Annotated in this window: 21 protein-coding genes and 4 tRNA genes; 21 read left to right on the top strand and 4 right to left on the bottom strand. The window is 56.7% G+C overall.

Going from position 1 to position 23,821, the window contains the following annotated elements; all coding sequences use genetic code 11:
- The first annotated feature begins 5 nt into the window (after positions 1-5).
- The 15 genes from wzzE to AC6I8C_RS00795 all read left to right on the top strand — a co-directional run bounded on the left by wzzE (position 6) and on the right by AC6I8C_RS00795 (position 12,275).
- The gene (wzzE, locus tag AC6I8C_RS00725) at positions 6-1,079 is read left to right on the top strand and encodes an ECA polysaccharide chain length modulation protein (protein WP_497823288.1); all 1,074 of its coding nucleotides are present in this window, start codon (positions 6-8) and stop codon (positions 1,077-1,079) included.
- A 10-nt stretch (positions 1,080-1,089) separates the two neighbouring features.
- Positions 1,090-2,220: a non-hydrolyzing UDP-N-acetylglucosamine 2-epimerase gene (wecB, locus tag AC6I8C_RS00730; protein ID WP_497821340.1), complete on the top strand. Its 1,131-nt coding sequence runs from the start codon at positions 1,090-1,092 to the stop codon at positions 2,218-2,220.
- Positions 2,217-3,476 carry a UDP-N-acetyl-D-mannosamine dehydrogenase gene (gene wecC / locus AC6I8C_RS00735; RefSeq protein WP_497821341.1) on the top strand — a complete coding sequence of 420 codons (1,260 nt, stop codon included), beginning with the start codon at positions 2,217-2,219 and terminating at the stop codon, positions 3,474-3,476. The genes wecB and wecC overlap by 4 nt, the downstream gene beginning before the upstream one ends.
- Complete coding sequence (gene rffG / locus AC6I8C_RS00740; protein WP_497821342.1) at positions 3,473-4,543, top strand: dTDP-glucose 4,6-dehydratase; 1,071 nt, start codon at positions 3,473-3,475, stop codon at positions 4,541-4,543. The genes wecC and rffG overlap by 4 nt, the downstream gene beginning before the upstream one ends.
- 19 nt (positions 4,544-4,562) lie before the next feature.
- Positions 4,563-5,444: a glucose-1-phosphate thymidylyltransferase RfbA gene (gene rfbA, locus AC6I8C_RS00745; protein WP_497821343.1), complete on the top strand. Its 882-nt coding sequence runs from the start codon at positions 4,563-4,565 to the stop codon at positions 5,442-5,444.
- Positions 5,422-6,129 (top strand): dTDP-4-amino-4,6-dideoxy-D-galactose acyltransferase, encoded by a 708-nt coding sequence (gene rffC, locus AC6I8C_RS00750; RefSeq protein WP_497821344.1) that lies wholly within the window; start codon positions 5,422-5,424, stop codon positions 6,127-6,129. The genes rfbA and rffC overlap by 23 nt, the downstream gene beginning before the upstream one ends.
- A complete protein-coding gene (gene rffA, locus AC6I8C_RS00755) occupies positions 6,116-7,246 on the top strand; it encodes a dTDP-4-amino-4,6-dideoxygalactose transaminase (protein ID WP_497821345.1) in 1,131 nt (376 codons plus the stop codon). Before rffC ends, rffA begins: the two co-directional genes overlap by 14 nt.
- Positions 7,246-8,496: a lipid III flippase WzxE gene (gene wzxE, locus AC6I8C_RS00760; protein ID WP_497821346.1), complete on the top strand. Its 1,251-nt coding sequence runs from the start codon at positions 7,246-7,248 to the stop codon at positions 8,494-8,496. The genes rffA and wzxE overlap by 1 nt, the downstream gene beginning before the upstream one ends.
- Positions 8,493-9,560: a TDP-N-acetylfucosamine:lipid II N-acetylfucosaminyltransferase gene (wecF, locus tag AC6I8C_RS00765; RefSeq protein ID WP_497821347.1), complete on the top strand. Its 1,068-nt coding sequence runs from the start codon at positions 8,493-8,495 to the stop codon at positions 9,558-9,560. The genes wzxE and wecF overlap by 4 nt, the downstream gene beginning before the upstream one ends.
- Positions 9,557-10,900, top strand: coding sequence for an ECA oligosaccharide polymerase (gene wzyE, locus AC6I8C_RS00770; protein ID WP_497821348.1), 1,344 nt, complete (start codon positions 9,557-9,559; stop codon positions 10,898-10,900). The genes wecF and wzyE overlap by 4 nt, the downstream gene beginning before the upstream one ends.
- A gap of 25 nt (positions 10,901-10,925) precedes the next feature.
- Positions 10,926-11,666: a lipopolysaccharide N-acetylmannosaminouronosyltransferase gene (gene wecG / locus AC6I8C_RS00775; RefSeq protein WP_497821349.1), complete on the top strand. Its 741-nt coding sequence runs from the start codon at positions 10,926-10,928 to the stop codon at positions 11,664-11,666.
- A gap of 158 nt (positions 11,667-11,824) precedes the next feature.
- Positions 11,825-11,901: transfer RNA gene (locus tag AC6I8C_RS00780), tRNA-Arg, on the top strand.
- 98 nt (positions 11,902-11,999) lie between these two features.
- A tRNA-His gene (locus AC6I8C_RS00785) sits at positions 12,000-12,075 on the top strand.
- A gap of 16 nt (positions 12,076-12,091) precedes the next feature.
- Positions 12,092-12,178: transfer RNA gene (locus tag AC6I8C_RS00790), tRNA-Leu, on the top strand.
- A gap of 20 nt (positions 12,179-12,198) precedes the next feature.
- Positions 12,199-12,275: transfer RNA gene (locus AC6I8C_RS00795), tRNA-Pro, on the top strand.
- 1,115 nt (positions 12,276-13,390) lie between these two features.
- On the opposite strand, the gene hemY is transcribed toward AC6I8C_RS00795, so the two are convergent.
- Genes hemY through hemC form a run of 4 tightly spaced genes read right to left on the bottom strand, consistent with a single transcriptional unit; the run spans position 13,391 to position 17,415 of the window.
- A complete protein-coding gene (gene hemY, locus AC6I8C_RS00800; RefSeq protein ID WP_497821350.1) occupies positions 13,391-14,587 on the bottom strand; it encodes a protoheme IX biogenesis protein HemY in 1,197 nt (398 codons plus the stop codon).
- A gap of 2 nt (positions 14,588-14,589) precedes the next feature.
- A complete protein-coding gene (hemX, locus tag AC6I8C_RS00805; RefSeq protein WP_497821351.1) occupies positions 14,590-15,723 on the bottom strand; it encodes a uroporphyrinogen-III C-methyltransferase in 1,134 nt (377 codons plus the stop codon).
- Positions 15,724-15,748: 25 nt separating this feature from the next.
- A complete protein-coding gene (hemD, locus tag AC6I8C_RS00810) occupies positions 15,749-16,477 on the bottom strand; it encodes a uroporphyrinogen-III synthase (RefSeq protein WP_497821352.1) in 729 nt (242 codons plus the stop codon).
- Positions 16,474-17,415: a hydroxymethylbilane synthase gene (gene hemC, locus AC6I8C_RS00815; RefSeq protein ID WP_497821353.1), complete on the bottom strand. Its 942-nt coding sequence runs from the start codon at positions 17,413-17,415 to the stop codon at positions 16,474-16,476. Before hemC ends, hemD begins: the two co-directional genes overlap by 4 nt.
- Positions 17,416-17,733: 318 nt before the next feature.
- Between hemC and AC6I8C_RS00820 the strand changes: the two genes are divergently transcribed.
- From AC6I8C_RS00820 to yigB, 6 genes are all read left to right on the top strand, one after another.
- Positions 17,734-20,292, top strand: coding sequence for a class I adenylate cyclase (locus AC6I8C_RS00820; protein ID WP_278497916.1), 2,559 nt, complete (start codon positions 17,734-17,736; stop codon positions 20,290-20,292).
- A gap of 147 nt (positions 20,293-20,439) precedes the next feature.
- Positions 20,440-20,640 carry an LPS translocon maturation chaperone LptM gene (gene lptM, locus AC6I8C_RS00825; RefSeq protein WP_013359686.1) on the top strand — a complete coding sequence of 67 codons (201 nt, stop codon included), beginning with the start codon at positions 20,440-20,442 and terminating at the stop codon, positions 20,638-20,640.
- 28 nt (positions 20,641-20,668) lie between these two features.
- Positions 20,669-21,493, top strand: a complete 825-nt coding sequence (gene dapF, locus AC6I8C_RS00830) for a diaminopimelate epimerase (RefSeq protein ID WP_033734938.1) — start codon at positions 20,669-20,671, stop codon at positions 21,491-21,493.
- Positions 21,490-22,194, top strand: a complete 705-nt coding sequence (locus AC6I8C_RS00835) for a DUF484 domain-containing protein (protein ID WP_150013251.1) — start codon at positions 21,490-21,492, stop codon at positions 22,192-22,194. Before dapF ends, AC6I8C_RS00835 begins: the two co-directional genes overlap by 4 nt.
- On the top strand, positions 22,191-23,096 hold the full coding sequence (gene xerC / locus AC6I8C_RS00840) for a tyrosine recombinase XerC (protein ID WP_497821354.1): 906 nt from the start codon (positions 22,191-22,193) through the stop codon (positions 23,094-23,096). The genes AC6I8C_RS00835 and xerC overlap by 4 nt, the downstream gene beginning before the upstream one ends.
- Positions 23,093-23,809 (top strand): 5-amino-6-(5-phospho-D-ribitylamino)uracil phosphatase YigB, encoded by a 717-nt coding sequence (gene yigB / locus AC6I8C_RS00845; RefSeq protein ID WP_497821355.1) that lies wholly within the window; start codon positions 23,093-23,095, stop codon positions 23,807-23,809. The genes xerC and yigB overlap by 4 nt, the downstream gene beginning before the upstream one ends.
- The last annotated feature ends 12 nt before the right edge of the window (positions 23,810-23,821 follow it).

Below are 23,821 nucleotides of genomic sequence, written 5' to 3' on the forward strand. Positions count from 1 at the left end.
ACCCGATGCTGAAAAAGGATACCTCTGCCATGCCTGCTGACGTTGTGGACAACGAACTGGATATTCGCGGCCTGAGCTGCCGTTTATGGCGTGGCAAACGCTGGATTGTCGGGCTGGCGCTGCTGTTTGCTCTGATCGCCTGGCTGGCGACACTGCTGCTGAAACAGGTCTGGAGCACCACGGCGATTACCGATCGCCCGACGGTGAACATGCTGGGCTCTTACTATGCACAGCAGCAGTTTCTGACCAATCTGGATGTGCGCAACAATGCCCTGACGCTGGCTGCGCCGTCACCGACGGTGATGGATCAGGTTTATCAGGAGTTCATCATGCAACTCGCCTCGTGGGATACGCGTCGTGAGTTCTGGCAGCAGACGGATTACTTCAAAAGCCGTAAAACCGGCAATGCGCATAACGATGCCGCACTGCTCGACGATTTGATCGGCAACATTCTGTTCACGCCCGCTGACGCAGCACATAACCTGCCCGATAACGTTAAACTTAAAGCGGAAACCGCGGGCGACGCCAATAATCTGCTGCGTCAGTACATCGCTTACGCCAGTGAGCGCGCCGCGCGTCATCTGAATGATGAGTTAAAAGGGGCCTGGCGTGCGCGTACCGATCAGCTGCAGGCGCAGGTGAAACGTCAGGAGGATGTGGCTAACGCAGTCTTCCAGCGCCAGCAGCATCGGCTGGAGCAGGCGCTGAAAGTCGCCAGCCAGCAGGGCATCAACGAGAAACAGACGCGCGAAGCGGGTGAGAATCTGGCGGACAGCGATCTGTTTCTGCTGGGCCAGCCCGTTTTACAGGGACAGCTTGATACCCTGCGTGCCACCGGTCCAGGGTTTGATATCAGCTATGATCAGAACAGAGCAATGCTGACCACGCTGCAGACCGGACCAAAACTGAACAGCCAGTTCCAGACCTACCGTTATCTGCGTACGCCGGAAGAGCCGGTATCACGTGACAGTCCGCGACGTCTGTTCATGATGATTATGTGGGGTGCCGTTGGGGCATTAACAGGCGCGGGTGTGGCGCTGGCACGTCGTCCGCGTCTGATGTCAGACGCGCATGATTGAGAGAAACAGTGTGAAAGTTCTGACCGTATTTGGTACTCGTCCGGAGGCGATTAAAATGGCGCCGCTGGTGCAGGCGCTGTCGCAGGATCCCGCTTTTGAATCACGACTGTGCGTGACCGCTCAGCATCGCGAAATGCTCGATCAGGTGCTGCGGCTGTTCAAGCTGGAACCGGACTATGATCTCAACATTATGCGTCCTGAACAGGGACTGACCGAGATCACCTGCCGCATTTTAGAGGGCATGAAAACCGTCCTGCTCGACTTCAGACCGGATATCGTGTTGGTGCATGGTGACACCACCACGACGCTGGCGGCGAGCCTGGCGGCTTTTTATCAGCAAATCCCCGTCGGGCATGTGGAGGCAGGACTGCGTACCGGCGATCTCGCCTCGCCGTGGCCGGAAGAGGGTAACCGTAAGCTCACTGGCCATCTTGCCCGCCTGCACTTCACGCCTACCACCCGCTCGCGTCAGAACCTGTTGCAGGAGAATCTGCCCGATACGCGCATCGTCGTCACCGGTAATACGGTCATTGATGCGCTGCTGTGGGTTCGCGATCGGGTGCTGGACGACAGTAATCTGAACGCACAGCTGGCGGCGCGCTATCCGTTTCTCGACCCGAATAAGAAACTGGTGCTGGTCACCGGTCACCGGCGTGAAAGTTTTGGCGGCGGTTTTGAACGTATCTGCAGCGCGCTGGCGCAGATTGCCTGTCAGCATCCCGAGGCGCAGATTGTCTATCCGGTGCATCTCAATCCCAATGTCAGCGAGCCGGTTAACCGGATACTCAGCGGCATTGAGAATATCATTCTGATTGAACCGCAGGAGTATCTGCCTTTTGTCTGGCTGATGAACCGCGCCTGGCTGATTCTTACCGATTCCGGCGGCATCCAGGAGGAAGCGCCTTCACTGGGCAAGCCGGTGCTGGTGATGCGCGACACCACCGAGCGTCCTGAAGCCGTCGATGCCGGAACCGTCAGACTGGTGGGAACCGATATCGCCAGAATCGTGGCGGAGGTCAGTACCTTGCTGACTGACGACGCTGCCTGGCAGGCGATGAGCCACGCCCATAATCCGTATGGCGATGGCAAAGCCTGTGGTCGTATTTTACAAGCCTTAAAAGATAACCGAGCCGAATTATGAGTTTTGAAACCATCTCCGTGATTGGACTGGGATACATTGGGCTGCCGACGGCAGCCGTTTTTGCCTCAAAGGGAAAAAAAGTGGTGGGCGTGGATATCAACGCGCGCGCCGTAGAAACCATCAATCGTGGCGCGATCCACATTGTGGAACCCGATTTAGATCAGGTGGTGCATGCGGCCGTGACGCGTGGCGACCTGCGCGCCACCACGCAGCCTGAAGCCGCCGACGCCTTTCTGATCGCCGTACCGACGCCATTCAAAGATGATCATCAGCCCGACCTGCGCTTTGTGAAAGCCGCGGCGGAGTCGATCGCGCCGGTTCTTAAAAAGGGCGATCTGGTGATTCTGGAATCGACCTCACCGGTGGGCAGCACCGAACAGATGGCCGACTGGCTGGCTGCGGCGCGTCCCGACCTGCGTTTTCCGCAGCACGCTGAGACGCCCGATATTTTTGTCGCCTACTGCCCGGAGCGCGTGCTGCCCGGTCAGGTGATGGTTGAGCTGATTAACAATGACCGGGTGATTGGCGGCATGACGCCTGCCTGTTCTGCCCGCGCCAGCGAGCTCTATCGGCTGTTTTTAAAAGGCGAATGCGTTGAAACCAACGCCCGTACCGCCGAGATGTGCAAGCTGACCGAAAACAGCTTCCGTGACGTGAATATCGCCTTTGCCAATGAGCTGTCGCTGATTTGTGCCGACCAGGGAATTAACGTCTGGGAGCTGATTGCGCTGGCGAATCGCCATCCGCGCGTCAACATTCTGCAGCCAGGTCCGGGCGTCGGCGGTCACTGTATCGCCGTCGATCCCTGGTTTATCGTGGCGCAGAATCCCGAATTAGCCCGCCTGATCCGCACCGCGCGCGAGGTGAATGACGCCAAGCCGCAGTGGGTGCTGGACCAGGTGAAAACCGCGCTGGCGGACTGCCTGACCCAGACCGGCAAGCGCGCCAGCGACACCACCATCGCCTGCTTTGGCCTGGCCTTTAAACCGAATATCGACGACCTGCGCGAAAGCCCGGCCGTCGGTGTGACACAGAAAATTGCTGAGTGGCACAGCGGCAAGACCTGGGTAGTTGAACCGCACATTGAGCAGCTTGCTGACTCGCTGGCTGACAAAGCAGAGCTGGTCTCCTGCGAGCAGGCGCTGGCACAGGCCGATATTCTGGTGATGCTGGTCGATCACCGCGCCTTCCGCGCCATTGATGCCGCCGACGTTCAGCAGAACTGGCTTGTCGACACCAAAGGTGTCTGGCGATGAAGCGCTTTCTAATCACGGGCGGTGCCGGTTTTATCGGCTCGGCTCTGGTGCGCTTTCTGATTGCAGAAACCGGACATCAGGTCGTGGTGGTCGATAAACTCAGCTACGCCGGAAATCTGGCGTCACTCGCCAGCGTGGCCGATTCGCCCCGATTCTGCTTTGAGCAGGTGGACATCTGTGATCGTGCGGCGCTTGATCAGGTTTTTGCCCGTCATCAGCCAGACTGCGTAATGCATCTTGCGGCTGAAAGTCATGTTGATCGCTCGATTGATGGACCGGTGGCCTTTATCGAGACCAATATTGTCGGGACTTATCAGTTGCTGGAAGCCGCGCGTTTTTACTGGCAAAACCTGGATGACGTGCGCAAGACGGCTTTTCTGTTCCACCATATCTCGACCGATGAAGTGTTTGGCGACCTGCATGACAGCCAGGCTTACTTCACCGAAACCACCCCTTATGCGCCAAGCAGTCCTTACGCCGCCTCTAAGGCCAGCAGCGACCATTTAGTGCGGGCCTGGCTGCGAACCTACGGTCTGCCCACGCTGGTTACCAACTGCTCGAACAACTACGGTCCCTGCCATTTCCCGGAGAAGCTGATCCCACTGACCATCATCAATGCGCTGGCCGGCAAAGCCTTACCGGTTTACGGCAACGGCCAGCAGATTCGTGACTGGCTCTACGTTGAAGATCACGCTCGCGCACTCTATCAGGTTGTCAGTCAGGGCAAGCCAGGCGAAACCTATAATATTGGCGGCCATAACGAGCGCCGCAATATTGAGGTAGTCGAAACCATCTGCAGCCTGCTTGAAGAGCTGGCCGCAGATCAGAAACCTGCGGGGCTGGCGCATTATCGCGACCTGATTACCTATGTCACTGACCGGCCCGGTCACGATCAGCGCTACGCCATTGATGCCAGTAAAATTGCGCATGAACTTGGCTGGGTGCCGCAGGAAACCTTTGAAAGCGGCATGCGCAAAACCGTGGCATGGTATCTGGCTAATCCCGCCTGGTGGCAGGCCATTCTGGATGGCCGCTATCAGGGCGAACGCCTCGGCTTATCGCAATAAACCGGAGTAAGGAGCAGCGATGAAAGGCATCATTTTAGCGGGAGGATCGGGCACGCGATTACACCCGATAACCCGGGCAGTTTCAAAGCAACTTCTGCCGGTCTACGACAAACCGATGATCTACTATCCGCTTTCCGTGCTGATGCTGGCGGGGATTCGCGACATTCTGTTGATCACCACGCCGGAAGATCGGGCACAGTTTGAACGCCTGCTGGGTGATGGCAGTGAATTTGGGATACGCCTGAGCTATGCGGTGCAGCCCAGTCCTGATGGGCTGGCGCAGGCCTTTATCATCGGCGAATCCTTTATCGGCAATGACAATTGCTGCCTGGTGCTGGGTGACAATCTCTATTTCGGTCAGGGTTTCAGTCCCAAGCTGCGGAAAGTCGTCGAACAGAATTGTGGCGCAACGGTATTCGGCTATCAGGTTATGGATCCGGAGCGTTTCGGTGTAGTGGAGTTTGACGATAACTTCAAAGCGATATCGATTGAAGAGAAGCCACAGCAGCCGAAATCGCGCTGGGCGGTCACCGGACTCTATTTCTATGACAACCAGGTTATCGAATTCGCGAAACAGGTTAAGCCTTCTTCGCGGGGCGAGCTGGAAATTACCGCCATTAACCAGATGTATCTGGAGCGCGGTGAGCTGACAGTCGAACTACTGGGACGCGGCTTTGCCTGGCTGGATACCGGCACCCATGACAGCCTGGTGGAAGCCAGCATGTTTGTGCAGACGGTGGAAAAACGGCAGGGCTTTAAAATTGCCTGCCTGGAAGAGATCGCCTGGCGTAACAGCTGGCTCAGTGATGACCAGCTGCGTGCTGCTGGTGACGCGCTGACAAAAACCGGCTACGGCCAATACCTGCTGGATTTATTACATGCCCGTCCACGTCAGTATTAATCCCCTTAGCTGGGAAAGTGCATTCTTCGGTGTTGAGACCGTGCGGCTGGAGCTGGAAGGTGACATTCCGCTGGAGCAGGCGCTGCGTCATCCCTGTGCGCTGATGCAGATGAAAGTCGCTGCCAGCGAGACGGCGCTGATTGATACGTTGCAGCAGCATCAGTTCCAGCTGGCAGAAGGCGAGGCGGACCTGATGCTGGCGGTTAACGAGACGGAACGTCAGGCGGGGATTCGCATTGCGCGCGAAGCACAAATCCCGCAGCTGCGTGATGCAGCGTCTCAGCTCTTCAGCCAGAGTCGTTTTCGCGCGCCCTGGTATGCACCAGACGCCAGCGGCCGTTTTTATGCGCAATGGATTGAGAATGCGGTGCGTGGAACGTTTGACGATCAATGCCTGGTGGCCAGTGACGCCACAGGTCAGCTGCAGGGTTTTGTTTCGCTGCGCGCGGTGGACGGCGATGCCCGTATTGGTCTGCTGGGCGTGCTGCCTGACGCGCAGAGCCAGGGACTGGGTCAGCGACTACTGCTGGCGGCGGCGGACTGGGCGCGGGTAAGACAGCTGGCTCAGCTTCGGGTGGCTACCCAGCTCAGTAATCTCACGGCGATGCGCCTCTATTTACGCAGCGGTGCCCGGCTCGACAGCACTGCCTATTGGTTTTACAGGAAAGGTCATGATTCCATTTAATGCGCCCCCGATTGTGGGCACAGAAATCGAGTATATGCAGTCGGCGATGAACAGCGGCAAGCTGTGCGGCGATGGCGGCTTTACCCGTCGCTGTCAGCAGTGGATGGAGCAGCGTTTTGGCAGCAAAAAAGTGCTGCTGACGCCCTCCTGTACCGCTTCGCTGGAGATGGCGGCGCTGTTAATCGATCTGCAGCCCGGCGATGAAGTGATCATGCCGAGTTACACCTTTGTCTCTACCGCCAACGCCTTTGTGCTGCGCGGCGCGCGCATCGTTTTTGTCGATGTGCGCCCGGACACCATGAACATCGATGAAACGCTGATTGAAGCCGCCATCACTGAAAAAACCCGCGCCATTGTGCCGGTCCATTACGCAGGCGTGGCCTGTGAAATGGATACCATTATGGCGCTGGCGGCAAAGCATAAGCTGTTTGTGATCGAAGATGCGGCGCAGGGTGTGATGTCACGCTACAAAGGTCGCGCGCTGGGCACCATCGGTCATATTGGCTGCTTCAGTTTCCACGAAACCAAGAACTACACCGCCGGTGGCGAAGGTGGCGCGACGCTGATCAACGACGCCAGCCTGGTCGAGCGCGCCGAGATCGTGCGGGAAAAAGGCACCAACCGCAGCCAGTTCTTCCGGGGTCAGGTCGATAAATATACCTGGCGCGACATGGGATCGAGCTACCTGATGGCCGATCTGCAGGCAGCCTATCTCTGGGCGCAGCTGGAAGCCGCTGAGCGCATTAACCAGCAGCGGTTACGCATCTGGCAGCGTTATTATGACGCACTCCAGACGCTGGCCCCCCAGGGCCGCATCAGTCTGCCGGTGATCCCTGCCAGCTGTGAACACAATGCACACATGTTTTACATCAAACTGCGCGATCAGGACGATCGCCAGGCGCTGATCAACTGGATGAAAGAAGCCGAGATTTTGACGGTGTTCCACTATATTCCGCTGCACAGCTCGCCAGCGGGTGAGCGTTTCTCTCAGTTTATCGGCGACGATCGCTTTACCACGCAGGAAAGTGAACGTCTGCTGCGCCTGCCGCTGTTCTATAACCTGTCCGATAACAATCAGAGCACGGTTATCAGCTCACTGCTGAGCTTCTTTTCCTGATGTCATTAGCCAGAGCTTCAGTGTGGACTGCGTCGTCCACGCTGGTAAAAATTGTGTCTGGTCTGCTGGTGGTCAAACTGCTGGCGGTCAGCTTCGGCCCTGAAGGTGTCGGCCAGGCGGGTAACTTCCGCCAGTTGATCACCGTGCTGGGTGTGCTGGCGGGCGCGGGCATCTTCAACGGCGTTACCACCTATGTCGCGCAGTATCAGCAGCAGCCCGGACAATTGCGGGCGATGGTGGGCACGGCATCGGCTATGGTGCTGGGCTTTTCCGGTGTGCTGGCGCTGCTGTTTCTGCTGGCGGCGGCACCTATCAGCACCGCGCTGTTTGGTCACGACCGCTATCAGGGCGTCATCCGCGTCGTCGCTTTTCTTCAGCTCGGCATCGCCTGGGCCAACTTTACGCTGGCGCTGCTGAAGGGCTATCGCGACGCGCGTGGTAATGCGCTGGCGCTGATTCTCGGAAGTCTGACTGGCGTGGCGGGCTATCTGCTCTGCTGGTGGCTGGGCGGCTATCAGGGCGCATTGATCGGCCTGGCGCTGGTGCCAGCCTTGCTGCTGCTGCCTGCGCTACTGATGCTGAAACGCCGCGCGCCGCTGCCGCTAAGCTGGCTGCGGCCACAGTGGCACCCTGAGCTGGCGCGTAATCTGGCAAAATATACGCTGATGGCGCTAATCACGGCCGTGACCCTGCCGGTTGCCTGGGTAATGATGCGTAACCTGCTGGCAGAGCAGGAGGGCTGGGCGCAGGTCGGATTGTGGCAGGGCGTCACCAGCATTTCCGATGCCTACCTGCAGTTTATCACCGCAACGTTTAGCGTCTGGCTGCTGCCGACGCTGGCGCGGCTCGACAACAAACGCGACATCGCGCGTGAGATTGGCCGTGCACTGCGCTTTGTCCTGCCCGCTGTGGCGGTTGCCAGCTTTGGCGTTTGGGTACTGCGTGACTTCGCCATCAGCCTGCTGTTCTCTGAGGCTTTTCGCGGAATGCGCAATCTCTTTGTCTGGCAGCTGTGCGGCGATGTTTTTAAAGTCGGTGCCTATGTTTTCGGATATCTGGTTATCGCCAAAGCCTCGCTGCGCTTTTATGTTCTGACTGAGATCAGCCAGTTTCTGTTACTGACCCTGTTCTCACGCTGGCTGATCCCGTTACAGGGCGCGACGGGTGCGGCGCAGGCCTATATGTTTACCTATATGGCTTACTTTGCCCTGTGTTGTGGCGCTTTCATTGTTTACTGCCGGAAAAAATGACTTTAATTCACGTTTTGGGATCGGACATTCCCCACCACAATCTTACGGTGCTGCGCTTTTTCAACGACGTTCTCAGCGTTGAGCAGCCTGCGGCTTCGCCACGCCATTTTATGGTCGTGACGCAGCAGCCAGAGAGCCTGGCTCCGTTCAGTGCGTTACAGATCGAGTGTTTTGCCAGCAAGAAAGCGCTGGCGCAGACGCTGCTGCAGCGGGCCAGAGATCGTCAGCAGCGTTTTTTCTGTCACGGTCAGTTTAACCCGTGGATCTGGCTGGCATTACTCAGCGGTAAGCTGCGCCGATATCAGATGTTCTGGCATGTCTGGGGTGCCGATCTCTATGAAGATTCGCGCAGCCTGAAGTTTCGCCTGTTTTATCTGGTTCGACGGATAGCGCAGGGGCGTGTTGCACAGGTTTTTGCGACCCGTGGCGACCTGCATCACTATCAGCAGCGTCATCGCCGCGTGCCTGGTTCACTGCTCTATTTCCCGACCAGAATGCCCGATGCTGCCGTTGAGTCGGCGCCGTCAGAGCCGTTTACGCTGCTGCTGGGCAATTCGGGCGATCCCAGTAACCGACATATTGAAGGCTTAAAGGCGATTCACGCACAGTTTGGCGAGCAGGTGCGCATTGAAGTCCCATTAGGTTATCCGCCGGGCAATGAGGCGTACATCAGCCAGATTCAGGCCGCAGCAGAGGCGCTGTTCCCGAACGGGCAGGTTAATCTGCTGCGTAAAAATCTGGCGTTTGATGATTACTTAGCCCTGCTGGCGCGCTGCCATGTCGGCTATTTTATGTTTGAACGCCAGCAGGGGGTGGGAACACTCTGCCTGCTGATCCAGGCCAGCGTGCCGTTTGTTCTGACCCGCAAAAATCCATTCTGGCGTGATGTGGCAGAGCAGCAGCTTCCGGTACTGTTCAGCGAAGATACGCTGTCGCCTGCAGTCATCACCGAGGCACGCCGGCAGCTGATGCGCTGTGATAAACAGGCGATCGCCTTCTTTGCGCCCGGTTATCTGGCAGGCTGGCGCGCAGCGTTACAGCTCAGCGAAGGGGAGTTGTCATGAGTCTTATGCAGTTTGGCGGCCTGCTGGTGGTCTATCTGCTGTCGCTGGTTTTTATTCTGACGCTGACCTGGCGGGAGTTTAAGCGCGTCCGTTTTAACTTCCACTTGTTCTTTACGCTGCTGTTTCTGCTGACCTTTTACTTCGGCTTCCCGCTGACCTCCGTGCTGGTGTTTCGCTTCAACGTGGACGTAATGCCGGTTGAGAATCTGCTGGAGGCGCTACTGTCGGCCACGGCGTTTTATGTCATTTATTACGTCAGCTATAAAGTGCGGCTGAAACCGGCTGGGGCGCCTCCGGCGAAGCCTTGGCTGCAGATGAATCGGGTTGAAACCCACCTGACCTGTGTGATTCTGGCGCTGGTCGCGCTGGGTACCGTGACGGTGTTCTTCATTCACAACGGTTTTCTGCTGTTCCGCCTGACCGCCTATAACCAGATTTTCTCCAGCGAAGTATCGGGCGTGGCGCTTAAGCGCTTCTTCTATTTCTTTATTCCGGCGATGCTGATCCCCTACTTTTTACGACCGACCCGCCGCAACTGGCTGCTGTTCCTGGTGGTGACTGTGGCCTTTGGTCTACTGACCTATGCACTGGTGGGCGGAACCCGCGCCAATATCATTATTGCGTTTGCCCTGTTCCTGTTTATCGGGATTACCCGTGGCTGGATCACCCTGTGGATGCTGGCAACGGCGGGTGTGATGGCGATTGGGGGGATGTTCTGGCTGGCGCTGCGCCGCTATAACCTCGACGTGATGGGCGATGAAGCGTTCTATACCTTCCTGTATCTGACGCGTGATACCTTCTCGCCGTGGGAGAATCTCGCCATGCTGCTGGATAACTACGACAAAATTGAGTTTCAGGGGCTGGCACCTCTGTGGCGTGATTTCTACGTGTTTATTCCGACCTGGCTCTGGCCGGATCGGCCGCTGGCAGTGTTGAACAGTGCCAACTACTTCACATGGGAAGTACTGAATAACCATTCGGGCCTGGCGATTTCCCCCACGCTGATCGGCTCCCTGGTGGTAATGGGCGGCGTCTGGGCCATTCCAGTTGGTGCTGTTGCAGTAGGGATGATCATTAAAGCCTTTGATGCGATCTATCAGCGTGGCTGCCTTGAGACCAACCGCTATACCGGTGCCATCCTGCAAAGCTTCTGTTTTGGCGCGGTGTTTAACATGATCGTACTGGCACGCGAGGGTCTCGATGCGTTCGGCTCTCGCGTGGTGTTTTTCTGCCTCATTTTTGCTGCCTGTCTGGGCATGGCTAAATTACTTTTCTGGTTACTGGATCGCGCAGGTTTGATTCGCGACCGCAGCAGGCGGGTGTTGCACAGCCCGCTCTGATTAACCTCTGGGATTGACGGAAGATATGACAACGTTAACTGAGACGCCGCAGTACCGTATTCGCGGCGTTGATTTGTATGGCTTCGAAAACATGCCGTCGGCAGTGAATTTTCTGATGCCGCCGCAGAGCGTTCGCAGCGGTATTTTAGTGGCGATCAATGCGGAGAAGATTCTGACCGCTGAGCAGGATGAAGGATTGCGCACGCTGTTAGCGCAGGCGGAATATGCGTATGCCGATGGCATCAGCATTGTGCGTTCGATTCGTAAAAAGTATCCGCAGGCGTCGGTGCAGCGCATTGCGGGGGCAGATTTATGGGAAGCGCTGATGGAGCGCGCCGGGCGGGAAGGGACGCCGGTGTTTCTTATCGGCGGTCGCCAGCAGGTGCTGGATGAAACCTGCGATAAGTTACGTCGTCAGTGGAATGTAAATATTGTCGGGGCGCAGGATGGCTATTTTGCGCCAGCCGATCAGGATGCGCTGTTTGCCCGGATTGCGGCCAGCGGTGCGAAGCTGGTGACTGTCGCGCTGGGCTCGCCACGTCAGGAGCTGCTGATGCTGGCGTGCCGTGCATACTGGCCGGATGCCCTCTATATGGGCGTAGGCGGAACCTACGATGTTTTCACCGGCCATGTGAAGCGCGCGCCCAAAATCTGGCAGCGGCTGGGGCTGGAGTGGCTTTACCGTCTGATTCGGCAGCCGAGCCGCCTGCGCAGGCAATTAAAACTGCTTAAATATTTGCGCTATCACTTGCGCGGCGATCTCTGATATTGCTGATAAATGCCGCATTTTCAGGCATTACGAGAGTGGAAATGTACTATTTGTCGACGAAATGCACAAAGCGTAATCAAACGCGTCTTTTTATTTAAAAAGCACTAGACACGATGGGCGCTTATCTCTAGTATGCACATCCGCAACGGCGCTACGCGCCCGTAGCTCAGCTGGATAGAGCGCTGCCCTCCGGAGGCAGAGGTCTCAGGTTCGAATCCTGTCGGGCGCGCCATATCGTTTGTGCGCATGAGCTTCGGTGGTTGATTTACCGCGGTTGGCAGTAGAGATTTAAATGCTGCAGGTTTTAAATCTGTAACATTAAGAATAGTGGTGGCTATAGCTCAGTTGGTAGAGCCCTGGATTGTGATTCCAGTTGTCGTGGGTTCGAGTCCCATTAGCCACCCCAGATTTTGCTGGGAAACGCGAAGGTGGCGGAATTGGTAGACGCGCTAGCTTCAGGTGTTAGTGTCCTAACGGACGTGAGGGTTCAAGTCCCTCTCTTCGCACCAGGCAAAACAGTTAAAAAAATCGGCGAGTAGCGCAGCTTGGTAGCGCAACTGGTTTGGGACCAGTGGGTCGGAGGTTCGAATCCTCTCTCGCCGACCATTTTTAGAAACCTGTCTGAAAAGACAGGTTTTTTTTCGTCTGTAGAAAAGTGGATTTGAATTTCTGCGGAAGATATGGGCCAGGGCCGGGTTAGGTACTGTGGAACAATGTTGCTGTGAGTTCGAGCCTGCGAAGGGAACACGGTCAGATGAATCCGGCTTTAGATCTTTCACCAGTCTGAAGCGTCCATGTAAGTTCCTGATGCGTCTGCCAGACTTGAAGCGAAGGGAGCATACGCCTGTAGCAAAGCATCGCGGGCCAGGGACAAAAACGCCGGGAGCGTTTTTGAACAACGCAAAGCGTTGGCCCGGTAACGGGCGCACCTCAGGGATGAGGTGCGTAATCGCCCGCGCTGAGCCCGCCAGGGATGGCGTCTTTTGCGTCTTTGCGAAAGGCGTATGCTCCCTGAAGCCCGCACTGCGGTGAGTGCGCGCTGGCGAAAGGAACACGGTCAGATCGGAAAGGCGCTTAAGCCATCCATGGCCGCTCGGCCCACGCCGTCCCTGGCGTGGGACGCTTTCCTCCTCTGACCGTGTTCCCTACGCGTTGGGCTTCTTCATTGCTGCTGAATCACTCTGCTTTGATTCCGCACGCAGTATTAGCAAAATCAATAGCGTCGTGAATCGCCGACAAATAAACCATTGTTATTATTACGTTCAGAGAGAGATTGATCTCGCTGTCTCCATTCAGAGACAGAGAAAATGCCAGCTGTCGCCTGATACCGACACTTCCTCATGTATCTCGCTAAAACCTGACCTGCCGATCTGATTAAGGCATTGATTTATAAATATATTTAAAAATAAACCTTAACCTGGCACGGCTTGTGCAATACTTCTGCTGTAGATGCTCATTCCACCTCTTATGTCTGCTGATGCTACATAAACCTGGGAATGATGCAGAGCCAATTTTAGGTACCTGTTGTCTGCCTGCCTGTATCGCGTAAGCCTTACAGGGTTAACAGACACCACGTTGAGTCAGGTACCTCCCGGTTGTCTTACCGACCTGATCTTACACCTGCCAATGGCAGGTGTTTTTTTTGCCTGCGGGAAAGCGGTGGCAGATTGCGGGCACAAAAAAGCCGGGCAAGCCCGGCTTTATACTGTCTGACAACGACATCAGACGTTGGGGTTATTCTTCAGCGTCAGCAGCAATCCTTCACGGCGCATTTTCGCGGCCTCTTCCGGACGATGCAGACGATCATAGACATCCGCCAGCCACGCATAATCAAACGCATCCGGACGCTGTGCCAGCGCCTGCTGCAGCGCTTCAGCCGCCTGCTGCCACTCACCATGACGCATCAGCAGCTGTCCCAGCGTACTGTGCAACAACGGCGTTGCGCCATGCTGTTTGATCTGCTGGCGTAATGCCTTCTCCAGCGCTTCCGGATTACCGCTTTTGATGCGCGGCATCAGAAGCACCAGACGATCGTCATAATGACGCTTGAGGCCTTCCAGCACGATCGACTGTGCAGTGTCGTGATCGTTGCATTCAATCAGATGATCCGCCATTGCCACCTGCAGGGTCGTATCCTGACGGGTTTTGCGGCTCAGCGTGCTCCACCAGCGCTTCAGGCCATCACTGCCCTGATCGGCCATTGCCTGATTCATCAGACCCAGCCAGGCCTGCTGCTGTAACGCATCACGATGCAGCTCATCACCGACCTGCGCCTTCTGCATAGCAGGCAGAATATCCAGCAATGCACTCCAGGCACCCGTACGGACGTACGCCTGTTCGGCCAGGCGCAGCACTTCAGGGTGACGCGGAGCCACTTCCAGCAGACGGTCAATGCTGTGCCGCGCCGCATGATCTTCGTTACGGGCCAGCTGAATACGAGCGCGGGCAATTTCAACCGGAATGGTATTGCTTTCGGACAGCTCAGCAGCACGTTCAAGATGCTGATTGGCACGGATCTCATCGCCACGCTGCTGGGCGGCTTCCGCGGCCAGCAGGTAGTTGGCTACCGGCACATCGGCGTGATCGGCATCTTTAGACAGCAGTTTCTCCACCTGACGGTGGTCGCCTTCTGCCAGCTTCATCAGCGCCGACTGAGTATGACGCTGGGCGCGACGGCGCTTACGGCCGGTAAACCAGCCGCGGGTACGCGCCCCTGTGTGCAGCACACGACGCAGCAGCCATTCCACCGCCAGAATCACCAGCAGGCTGATAATAAGGATAATCACCAGGCCGGTGACGCTGGTTTCGATATTCCAGTTATCGGTCTGAATCAGCACGTAGCCCTGATGACCGGCAATCATCGGTCCCAGCACCACGCCCGCAATCAGCAGGATAAAGAGGATAAATACCTTAAGCATGCTTAGCCTCCCTGCTGATTAGCAGCGGCAGACGGTTGCGCCAACAGGTTCCGCACGCGGGTCTGCATCAGCTGTTCAAGCAACGGCTGACTTTCCAGGTTTTCCGGCAGATCCATATTGATGTTCTGCTGGCTCAGCTCATCCAGCTGGGCAAGGAAGGCTTTGGTAGCGGCATCATTGGTGTCGTACCAGGCGCGAACCCAGGCGGACACGGTGTCGATAGATTGTTTATAAATCTCATCCTGATGACGCGGTACGGCCTGCGCAGCGATCAACAGACGCGAGCGGATATTCTCACGCAGATAAACATCCTGATTCGGAGCCAGCAGCGGCTGTGCGGTGTTATCGCGGCGGCGGATGGTAATAAAATCATCCATAAAGTTATGCCAGCTTTTCACCAGATTCTGACGCCATTCGCGCACTGAACCTGAGAGTTCGCCGCCATCGCTGTCCATCGGTGCATCATCACTATCGTTATCGGCCAGACGCAGATTATCAACGTTATTCGACAGCTGATTCAGCTTGAGGATCACGCCGTCGTAGTCGACCTGCGTAACGGAAGAGAGGTTACTGATATCCTGGGTCAGCGCACGACGCACATTCATCACGCTGGGATCGTTCATGTCAGCCAGGCTGGCATCGGCGCTTTTCAGCAGTGCCGCGGCGGTGGTGACATCCTGATCGCTCCAGAGTTTGCGGCCAGCCAGTTTCACCAGATAGTCCGCCTGTGCCAGCAGCCAGCTACGCACGTCGTTGCCAGAGATCACCGCCACTTTTTCACGCAGCGTTTCCAGCTCTTTTGCTGACGCGGTCTGCTGCTGCTGTGCCGTTTGCAGGGCAGTTTCAGCACCACTCAGTTGCTGTGTCAGCTGCTGTTTATCGCTGCTGGCCTGCTGCTGCAACACGCTTAACTGCTCGCTCAGCTTCTGATTGGTTTGTGCCTGTAAATCAGCCTGATGTTTCCCGTTAAGGTATAAACCCGCACCCATCGCCAGCGCGATGACAATCGCAACTGCACCCAACACCATGCCACCCTTTTTCGCATTACGCGGTGGTGTGCTGTTGCTGGAAGGAGAGCGGTCGACCGCTGGGGTGGTTTCTTCAACCATGGCGGAGGAGTCTTTTTGTTCCGTCATATGTGGCACATCCCATTGTTAAAGTTCAGCGTAACGCGCGCAGCAGCGCATCGTTATCGGCACCATCGGCTACCTGAATATCCTGCCAACCCAATCCTGCGGCCAGGGTAGCCAAACGTTCACTGACGACGATCAGTCGGCAGTTGAGCAGCCATTCCTCGCGATCAACCGCGGGGAATAGCGAAAAAAGCTGTTGTAACATTTCACCGCTGGTCACCACCAGCACAGAGACGCCGCGATCGCGCCAGCGGCGGCCTTCAACCGGCCCGTCATAATGCTTCTGGCAGCGCTGGTAGCAGGCAGCAAACGTTACCTCAGCACCTCGCCGGGTTAATGTCTCTGCCAGCAATTCGCGACCGGGATCGCCACGCAGGATCAGCGCACGTTTACCGGCAACCTGCTGAAGCGTGTTTATCTGGATCAATTCCTCACTGGTTTCATGAGCATGAGGCCAGGTCACCTGCTGCCCGCTGACGGTGTGAAACGCCAGCGCGGTGCTACGACCAATTGCATAATAGTCCAGCTCTGTGGGCCATGCTTTGATCGTGTGTTGCGCGTAGTGAATAACCTGCTGAGAAAGAATAAAGACGAGGTCGCCGGTACGAAGTCCGGCGAGCTTCTGGGGCAGAGTGGCGAGGTCAGCGCCCGGCGCAAACTCGATCAGCGGCAGGCTCCACGCCTGTTTGCCAAGGGCATGCAGGCGTGACACCAGCTCTGCCGCTGCGGGTTCCGGGCGCGTCACCAGGATGGTCATGCCGGCGGCTGCCCCTGGTAGACCTCTTTCAGGATTTCACGTGCGCCGCCATTCAGTAGCTCATCGGCCAGTGAAATGCCCATCTGTTCAGCCTGCGCGCGGGGCCCACGACGTTCTCCGCTAACCATAACCCGCCCATCGGGCGCGCCGACCATGCCGCGCAGCCAGAGCTCATCGCCTTCCAGCACCGCGAAGCTGCCGATGGGCACCTGACAGCCACCCTCTAAGCGCGTATTCATGGCACGTTCTGCTCTGACACAGACTTCGGTGTCATCGTGATTCAGCGCCTGTAACAGGCTGATTAAGGTGGTGTCGTCCAGACGGCATTCAATGCCGACTGCACCTTGACCCACGGCGGGCAGGGAGACTTCGGCAGGCAATGCCTGGCGAATGCGATCTTCCAGCCCCAGACGCTTCAGCCCGGCGACGGCAAGAATGATCGCGTCATACTCGCCGGCATCAAGTTTGCCGAGGCGGGTGCCGACGTTGCCACGCAGCGAGCGGATCACCAGATCCGGACGGCGCGCGCTAATCTGGCACTGACGACGCAGGCTGGAGGTGCCGACAATGGCGCCCTGTGGCAGTGAATCAATGGAGTCATAATGATGAGAAACGAACGCATCGCGCGGATCGTCGCGCTCGCAGATGGTCACCAGGCCCAAACCTTCAGGGAAACTGACCGGCACATCTTTCATAGAGTGTACTGCCATATCGGCACGGCCATCCTGCATTGCCAGCTCAAGCTCTTTGACAAACAGCCCTTTGCCACCGACTTTTGCCAGCGGCGTATCAAGAATGATGTCACCTTTGGTGACCATAGGCACCAGCTCAACGCGCAGTCCCGGATGGGCACTCATGAGTCGTTGCTGTACATAATGTGCCTGCCATAATGCGAGCGGGCTTTGTCTTGTAGCAATTCTGAAAATTTTGTCTAACATGCTGTTAACCATTTTTATCGTTCACTGAATATCCTATCATCTCTGGGTGAATACTGTCAGTTTCAACGGATTGAAAACGGCCTGTGTGCGGTTTCAGGCCCGGTTTATCAAGCCATAGCGTGGCAACCAGTGCCGAAAAGGCGGGAAGCGGGTAAGAACGTGCTAAACTGTTAAGTAGCGCAACTTTCTTTACGGTCAATCTGCCGAGTGATAGATTGATCACGTTTCCAGCAATTATCTGCCCACTTTTTTACTTTTAATAAGCGGCAGAGCGTGGAAACAGGGTGCTTAAACACTGGGACAATCAGGCGAAACGTCTTGTACCTCTACATTGAGACACTGAAACAGAGACTGGATGCAATCAACCAGCTGCGCGTTGATCGTGCGCTGGCTGCCATGGGACCCGCTTTTCAGCGCGTCTACAGTCTGCTGCCAACCTTATTACATTATCAACATCCGCAGATGCCGGGTTACCTTGAAGGTAGCGTTCCACATGGCATCAGCTTCTTCACGCCTGATGAAAATCAACGCCAGCTGCTGGCCGACCTCACCGGCGACAGCGATCTGCGCCATGCCGATGCGCCGAAAGGCGAAATGCCGATCACCGCTATCTACTCTATGGGCAGCACCTCGTCTGTCGGCCAGAACAGCATCTCCGATCTTGATATCTGGGTCTGCCATCAATCCTGGCTCGATAATGAAGAGCGCCTGAATCTGCAGCGCAAATGTACGCTGTTACAGAAGTGGTGCGTCTCAATGGGCGTGGAAGTCAGTTTCTTCCTGATTGACGAGAACCGCTTCCGTCACAACGAAAGCGGCAGCCTGGGCGGTGAAGATTGCGGTTCAACCCAGCACATTTTACTGCTGGATGAGTTTTACCGTACCGCGGTTCGTATGGCGGGCAAACGCATCCTGTGGAATATGGTGCCGGGCGAAGAAGAGCATCATTACGACGACTACGTGATGTCGCTGTATGCCAAAGGCGTGCTGACACCCAATGAGTGGCTTGACCTGGGTGGCCTCGGTACGCTGTCAGCAGAAGAGTATTTCGGTGCCAGCCTGTGGCAGCTCTATAAAAGTATCGACTCGCCTTACAAAGCCGTACTGAAAACGTTGCTGCTGGAAGCCTACAGCTGGGAATACCCGAACACGCAGCTGCTGGCGATGGATATTAAACAGCGCCTGCACGACGGCGAAATCATCTGCTTCGGACTTGATCCTTACTGCATGATGCTGGAGCGCGTTACGCACTACCTCACCAGCGTTGACGATCAGCCGCGTCTTGACCTGGTGCGTCGCTGCTTCTATCTCAAAGTCTGTGAAAAGCTCAGCACCGACGATCATCAGCAACGCACCGGCTGGCGTCGCGAGATCTTATCGCAGCTGGTGAAAGAGTGGGGCTGGAACGAAGAGAAGATCGCCATCCTGGACAACCGTGCCGGGTGGAAAATCGAGCGGGTGCGCGAAGCCCATAACGAATTGCTGGATGCGATGATGCAGAGTTATCGCAACCTGATCCGCTTTGCCCGTCGCAATAACTTAAGCGTCAGCGCCAGCCCGCAGGATATCGGTGTGTTGACCCGTAAACTGTATGCCGCGTTTGAAGCGCTGCCGGGCAAAGTGACGCTGGTGAATCCACAGATTTCGCCCGATCTTTCTGAGCCGAATCTGACCTTTATTCATGTGCCGCCTGGCCGCGCCAACCGTTCCGGATGGTATCTCTATAACCAGGCACCAGACATGGATTCGATCATCAGCCATCAGCCGCTGGAATATAACCGCTACCTGAACAAGCTGGTGGCGTGGGCGTGGTTCAATGGCCTGCTGACCCGCAAAACCCGGCTGCATATTAAAGGCAATGAGATTTGCGACCTGGCGCGTCTGCAGGAGCTGGTCAACGATGTTTCCAGCCATTTCCCGCTGCGCCTGCCTGCACCGACGCCAAAAGCGCTCTACAGCCCGTGTGAAATCCGGCACCTCGCGATTATTGTTAACCTTGAGCACGATCCGACGGCGGCCTTCCGCAATCAGGTGGTGCACTTCGACTTCCGCAAACTGGATGTCTTTAGCTTTGGTCAGCAGCAGCAGTGCCTGATTGGCAGCATCGATCTGCTCTATCGCAACTCCTGGAATGAAGTGCGTACGCTGCACTTCAGCGGTGAACAGGCGATGATCGAAGGGCTGAAAACTATTCTCGGCAAGATGCATCAGGATGCCGCACCGCCGGATACGGTAGAAGTGTTCTGCTACAGCCAGCATCTTCGCGGGCTGATTCGCACGCGCGTCCAGCAACTGGTCTCAGAATGCATTGAGCTGCGCCTCTCCAGCACGCGTCAGGAGCCAGGCCGCTTTAAAGCGCTGCGCATGGCGGGTGAGACCTGGGGTCTGTTCTTTGAACGCATGAGCGTCTCGGTGCAGAAGCTGGAAAACGCGGTAGAATTTTATGGCGCGATCTCCAATAACAAGCTGCATGGGTTGTCGATCAAAGTCGAAACGAATCAGACGCCGCTGCCACCGGTGGTGAACGGCTATGCCAGCGAAGGCATCATTCAGTTCTTCTTTGAAAACACCACGGATGAGCGCGGCTTCAACATCTATATCCTCGATGAGAGCAATCGGGTTGAGGTTTATCATCACTGTGAAGGCAGCAAAGAGGAGCTGGTGCGCGACGTCAGCCGCTTCTACTCCTCGTCACACGATCGCTTTACCTATGGCTCGAGCTTTATCAACTTCAACCTGCCGCAGTTCTACCAGATTGTGAACACCGGTGAGCGATTCCAGGTGATTCCGTTCCGGAGTCAGACGCTGACGCAGCTCTGTACAACGCAGCCTGACAACGACAACAGCGATTATCAACCGCGCTATCAGGTGCATTGATGCTGACGGGCTGCCTGCGCTCTGCAGGTGGCCGCTATCTTCCTGGCCTGTCACCCGGTTCACGCTATTTGCGGGGATTTCCTGTTGCTTTTCCACCTTCAACTGCGATGATAAGCATCCAGGTAAAGGACATTAAGAGCATAAAGAATGAAGAAAGTAATAAGCCTGTTGGCCATGACACTGGCAGTAATCAGCCTTGCAGGTTGTGGTCTGAAAGGACCGCTCTACTTCCCGCCGAAGGACCAGCCGAAGAAACAACAAGCCCCAACTGAACGCCAGAAAGCGGATGCCACTAAAGCCGATGTCGGCGGGCTGGTGACCGGCAATTCAGGCGTAAAAGCGAACTAATCTGATGGCTTATCCGGCGGAGCAAAAAATGCAGTTCTCCAAAATGCACGGTCTCGGCAACGATTTTATGGTTGTGGATGCGGTGACACAAAACGTCTTCTTTTCGCCGGAACTGATCCGCCGGCTGGCCGATCGTCATCTGGGGATCGGTTTTGATCAGCTGCTGATTGTTGAACCGCCTTACGATCCCGATCTCGATTTTCACTATCGCATTTTCAACGCTGACGGCAGTGAGGTGGCCCAGTGCGGTAACGGTGCGCGCTGTTTTGCCCGCTTTGTTCAGCTGAAAGGGCTGACCAACAAAAGCGATATCCGGGTCAGTACCCAGAATGGCCGCATGGTGTTAACCGTGACGCCTGACGATCACGTGCGCGTGAACATGGGCGAGCCCAACTTTGAGCCTCAGCAGGTGCCGTTCCGCGCTAACAAAGCTGAGAATCTCTATCTGCTGCGCGTGGCCGAACAGACGGTGATGCTGGGTGCGGTGTCGATGGGGAATCCTCACTGCGTCATCCAGGTTGAAAGTGTTAAAACCGCGCAGGTTGAACTGCTTGGCCCGATTCTGGAGAGCCACGAGCGCTTCCCGGATCGCGTCAATGTCGGTTTTATGGAGATCATTAATCCCGAACATATCCGGCTGCGCGTCTACGAACGCGGAGCGGGTGAAACGCAGGCGTGCGGCAGCGGCGCCTGTGCTGCCGTTGCATGTGGCATTCAGCAGGGCATTCTGGCACCGAAAGTGCGTGTCGATCTGCCTGGCGGGACGCTGCATATCTCCTGGAAAGGCGCCGGTCAGCCGCTCTATATGACCGGGCCTGCGACACACGTCTACGATGGGTTTATTCATCTATGAAAAATATCGAAGAGCAGGCTGACAGTTCGGTTCTGCTGGACGATCAGGCCGTCAGTGATTATCTGCGGCAGAATCCCGATTTCTTCATCCGTAATGCCCGTGAAGTTGAACAGATGGCGGTGCCGCATCCGGTGCGCGGCAGCGTGTCACTGGTCGAGTGGCATATGGCGCGGCAACGCAACCACATTCAGCGGCTGGAAGAAGAGATCACACTGCTGATGGAGCAGGCCAGCGCGAACCATGAGCTGTTTGACCGTCTGCTGTCGCTGGAAAGTCATCTGGCCGCGGCTGATTCGCTGCAGGATATGCTCAACCGCCTGCATCGCTGGGCGCGTGAGCTGGGCCTGGCGGGTGCCAATGTGCGGCTGTTCAGCGACAAATGGCTGCTGGGTGCCCCCTCCGATTTCTTTCAGCTGAGCCTGTCGCGTCAGGCGTTTGAGCCGCTGCGTATTCAGCGCTTCGGCAACCAGCATCACTATCTCGGTAATATCAATGGGCCTGAACTGCTGCTGCTGCTGCCGCAGGCCAAAGCAATTGGATCGGTTGCGATGTCGCTGATGGGCGAAGCAGGCGATCTCGGCGTGCTGGTGTTCAGCAGCCGTGACAGCCAGCACTATCAGTCGGGCATGGGAACGCTGCTGTTACAGCATCTTTCACAGATGATGCCTGGCCTGCTTTCCCGCTGGGTTGAGCGCGCATGAGCAGCGCGCTGCAGGAGGCCGTCGACGGATTTCTGCGCTACCTGAAAGTGGAGCGCCAGCTGAGTCCGTTAACCCAGAGCAGCTATGCGCGCCAGCTTGCCGCGCTGGTGGCAATTGCGGATGAGATGAAGCTCGGCAGTTGGGCGCAGCTGGAACCGGCACAGGTGCGCAGCATGGCGGCGCGCAGCCGTCGCGCCGGACTTTCTGCCAGCAGCCTTGCGCTGCGCCTCTCCGCCCTGCGCAGTTTTCTCGACTGGCAGGTGAGCCAGGGGTTGCTCTCTGCTAATCCGGCCAAAGGGGTGATGACGCCGCGTAAAGCGCGCCATCTGCCTAAGAATATCGATGTGGATGAAGTGAATCAGCTGCTGGAGATCGACCTTAACGATCCGCTGGCGGTGCGCGACCGCGCAATGCTGGAAGTGATGTATGGTGGCGGGCTGCGTCTCTCCGAGCTGGTGAATATGGATTGCCGCCACGTCGACCTCGATTCCGGCGAAGTGTGGGTCGTGGGCAAGGGCAGCAAAGAGCGGCGGGTGCCGATTGGCCGCACGGCGGTCACCTGGATCCAGCACTGGCTGCCGTTGCGTGAAAACTTTGGCGGCCAGGATGATGCGCTGTTCCTGTCGACGCGCGGCAACCGCATCTCGCCCCGTAACGTGCAGAAACGCTTTGCCGAATGGGGCATCAGACAGGGCGTGGCGAGTCATATCCATCCGCATAAGCTGCGACACTCTTTTGCTACGCATCTGCTGGAGTCCAGCGGCGACCTGCGTGCCGTGCAGGAGTTACTGGGTCATGCAAACCTCTCGACGACCCAGATCTACACCCATCTCGACTTCCAGCATCTGGCTTCGGTGTATGACGCTGCGCATCCCCGCGCCAAACGAGGAAAGAACGAATGAAGTTTTATCGTCCGCTGTCGGCCATTAAAGCCATGACCTTCGATCTTGATGACACGCTCTACGATAACTACCCGGTGATCCGTCGCACCACGCTGGAGTCTCACGCCGCTTTGCAGGCTTTTCATCCGGCGCTGAGTGACTTCACGCCGCAGGATTATCAGCAGCTGCGCGATGAACTGCTGCAGCGCGAGCCTGAGATCTATCATGACGTTTCGGAGTGGCGACGCCGTTCGATAGAGCTGGCGATGCTCAATATCGGCCTCTCTGCTGCGGAAGCGACCGCGGGCGCGGCAGAGGTCATGGCGGTGTTCCATCAGTGGCGGAGTCAGGTCGAGATGCCGGATGAGACGCATCAGACGCTGAAGGCGCTGGCGGAAAAAATCCCGCTGGTGGCGGTCACTAACGGCAACGCCAGCCCGGAAAAAATGGGTATCGCTGAATACTTTCGCTTTACGCTGCGGGCCGGACCTGACGGGCGCGCCAAGCCGTGGCAGGATATGTATCAGCTTGCCGCGCAACGCCTTGATATCGCGCCACACCACATTCTGCATGTGGGAGACGACCTGACTACCGATGTCGCCGGCTCACTGCGCTGCGGCATGCAGGCCTGCTGGATTAACCTGCGACAGGGTAACCTGATGCATATCCCGGATGCGCGCCTGTTGCCGCATGTCGAAATTTCGCGGTTGGCATCACTCACCTCACTGCTATAATGGCTGTAAATT

The organism is Pantoea sp. X-Soil-YNGN-844 (assembly GCF_059730595.1).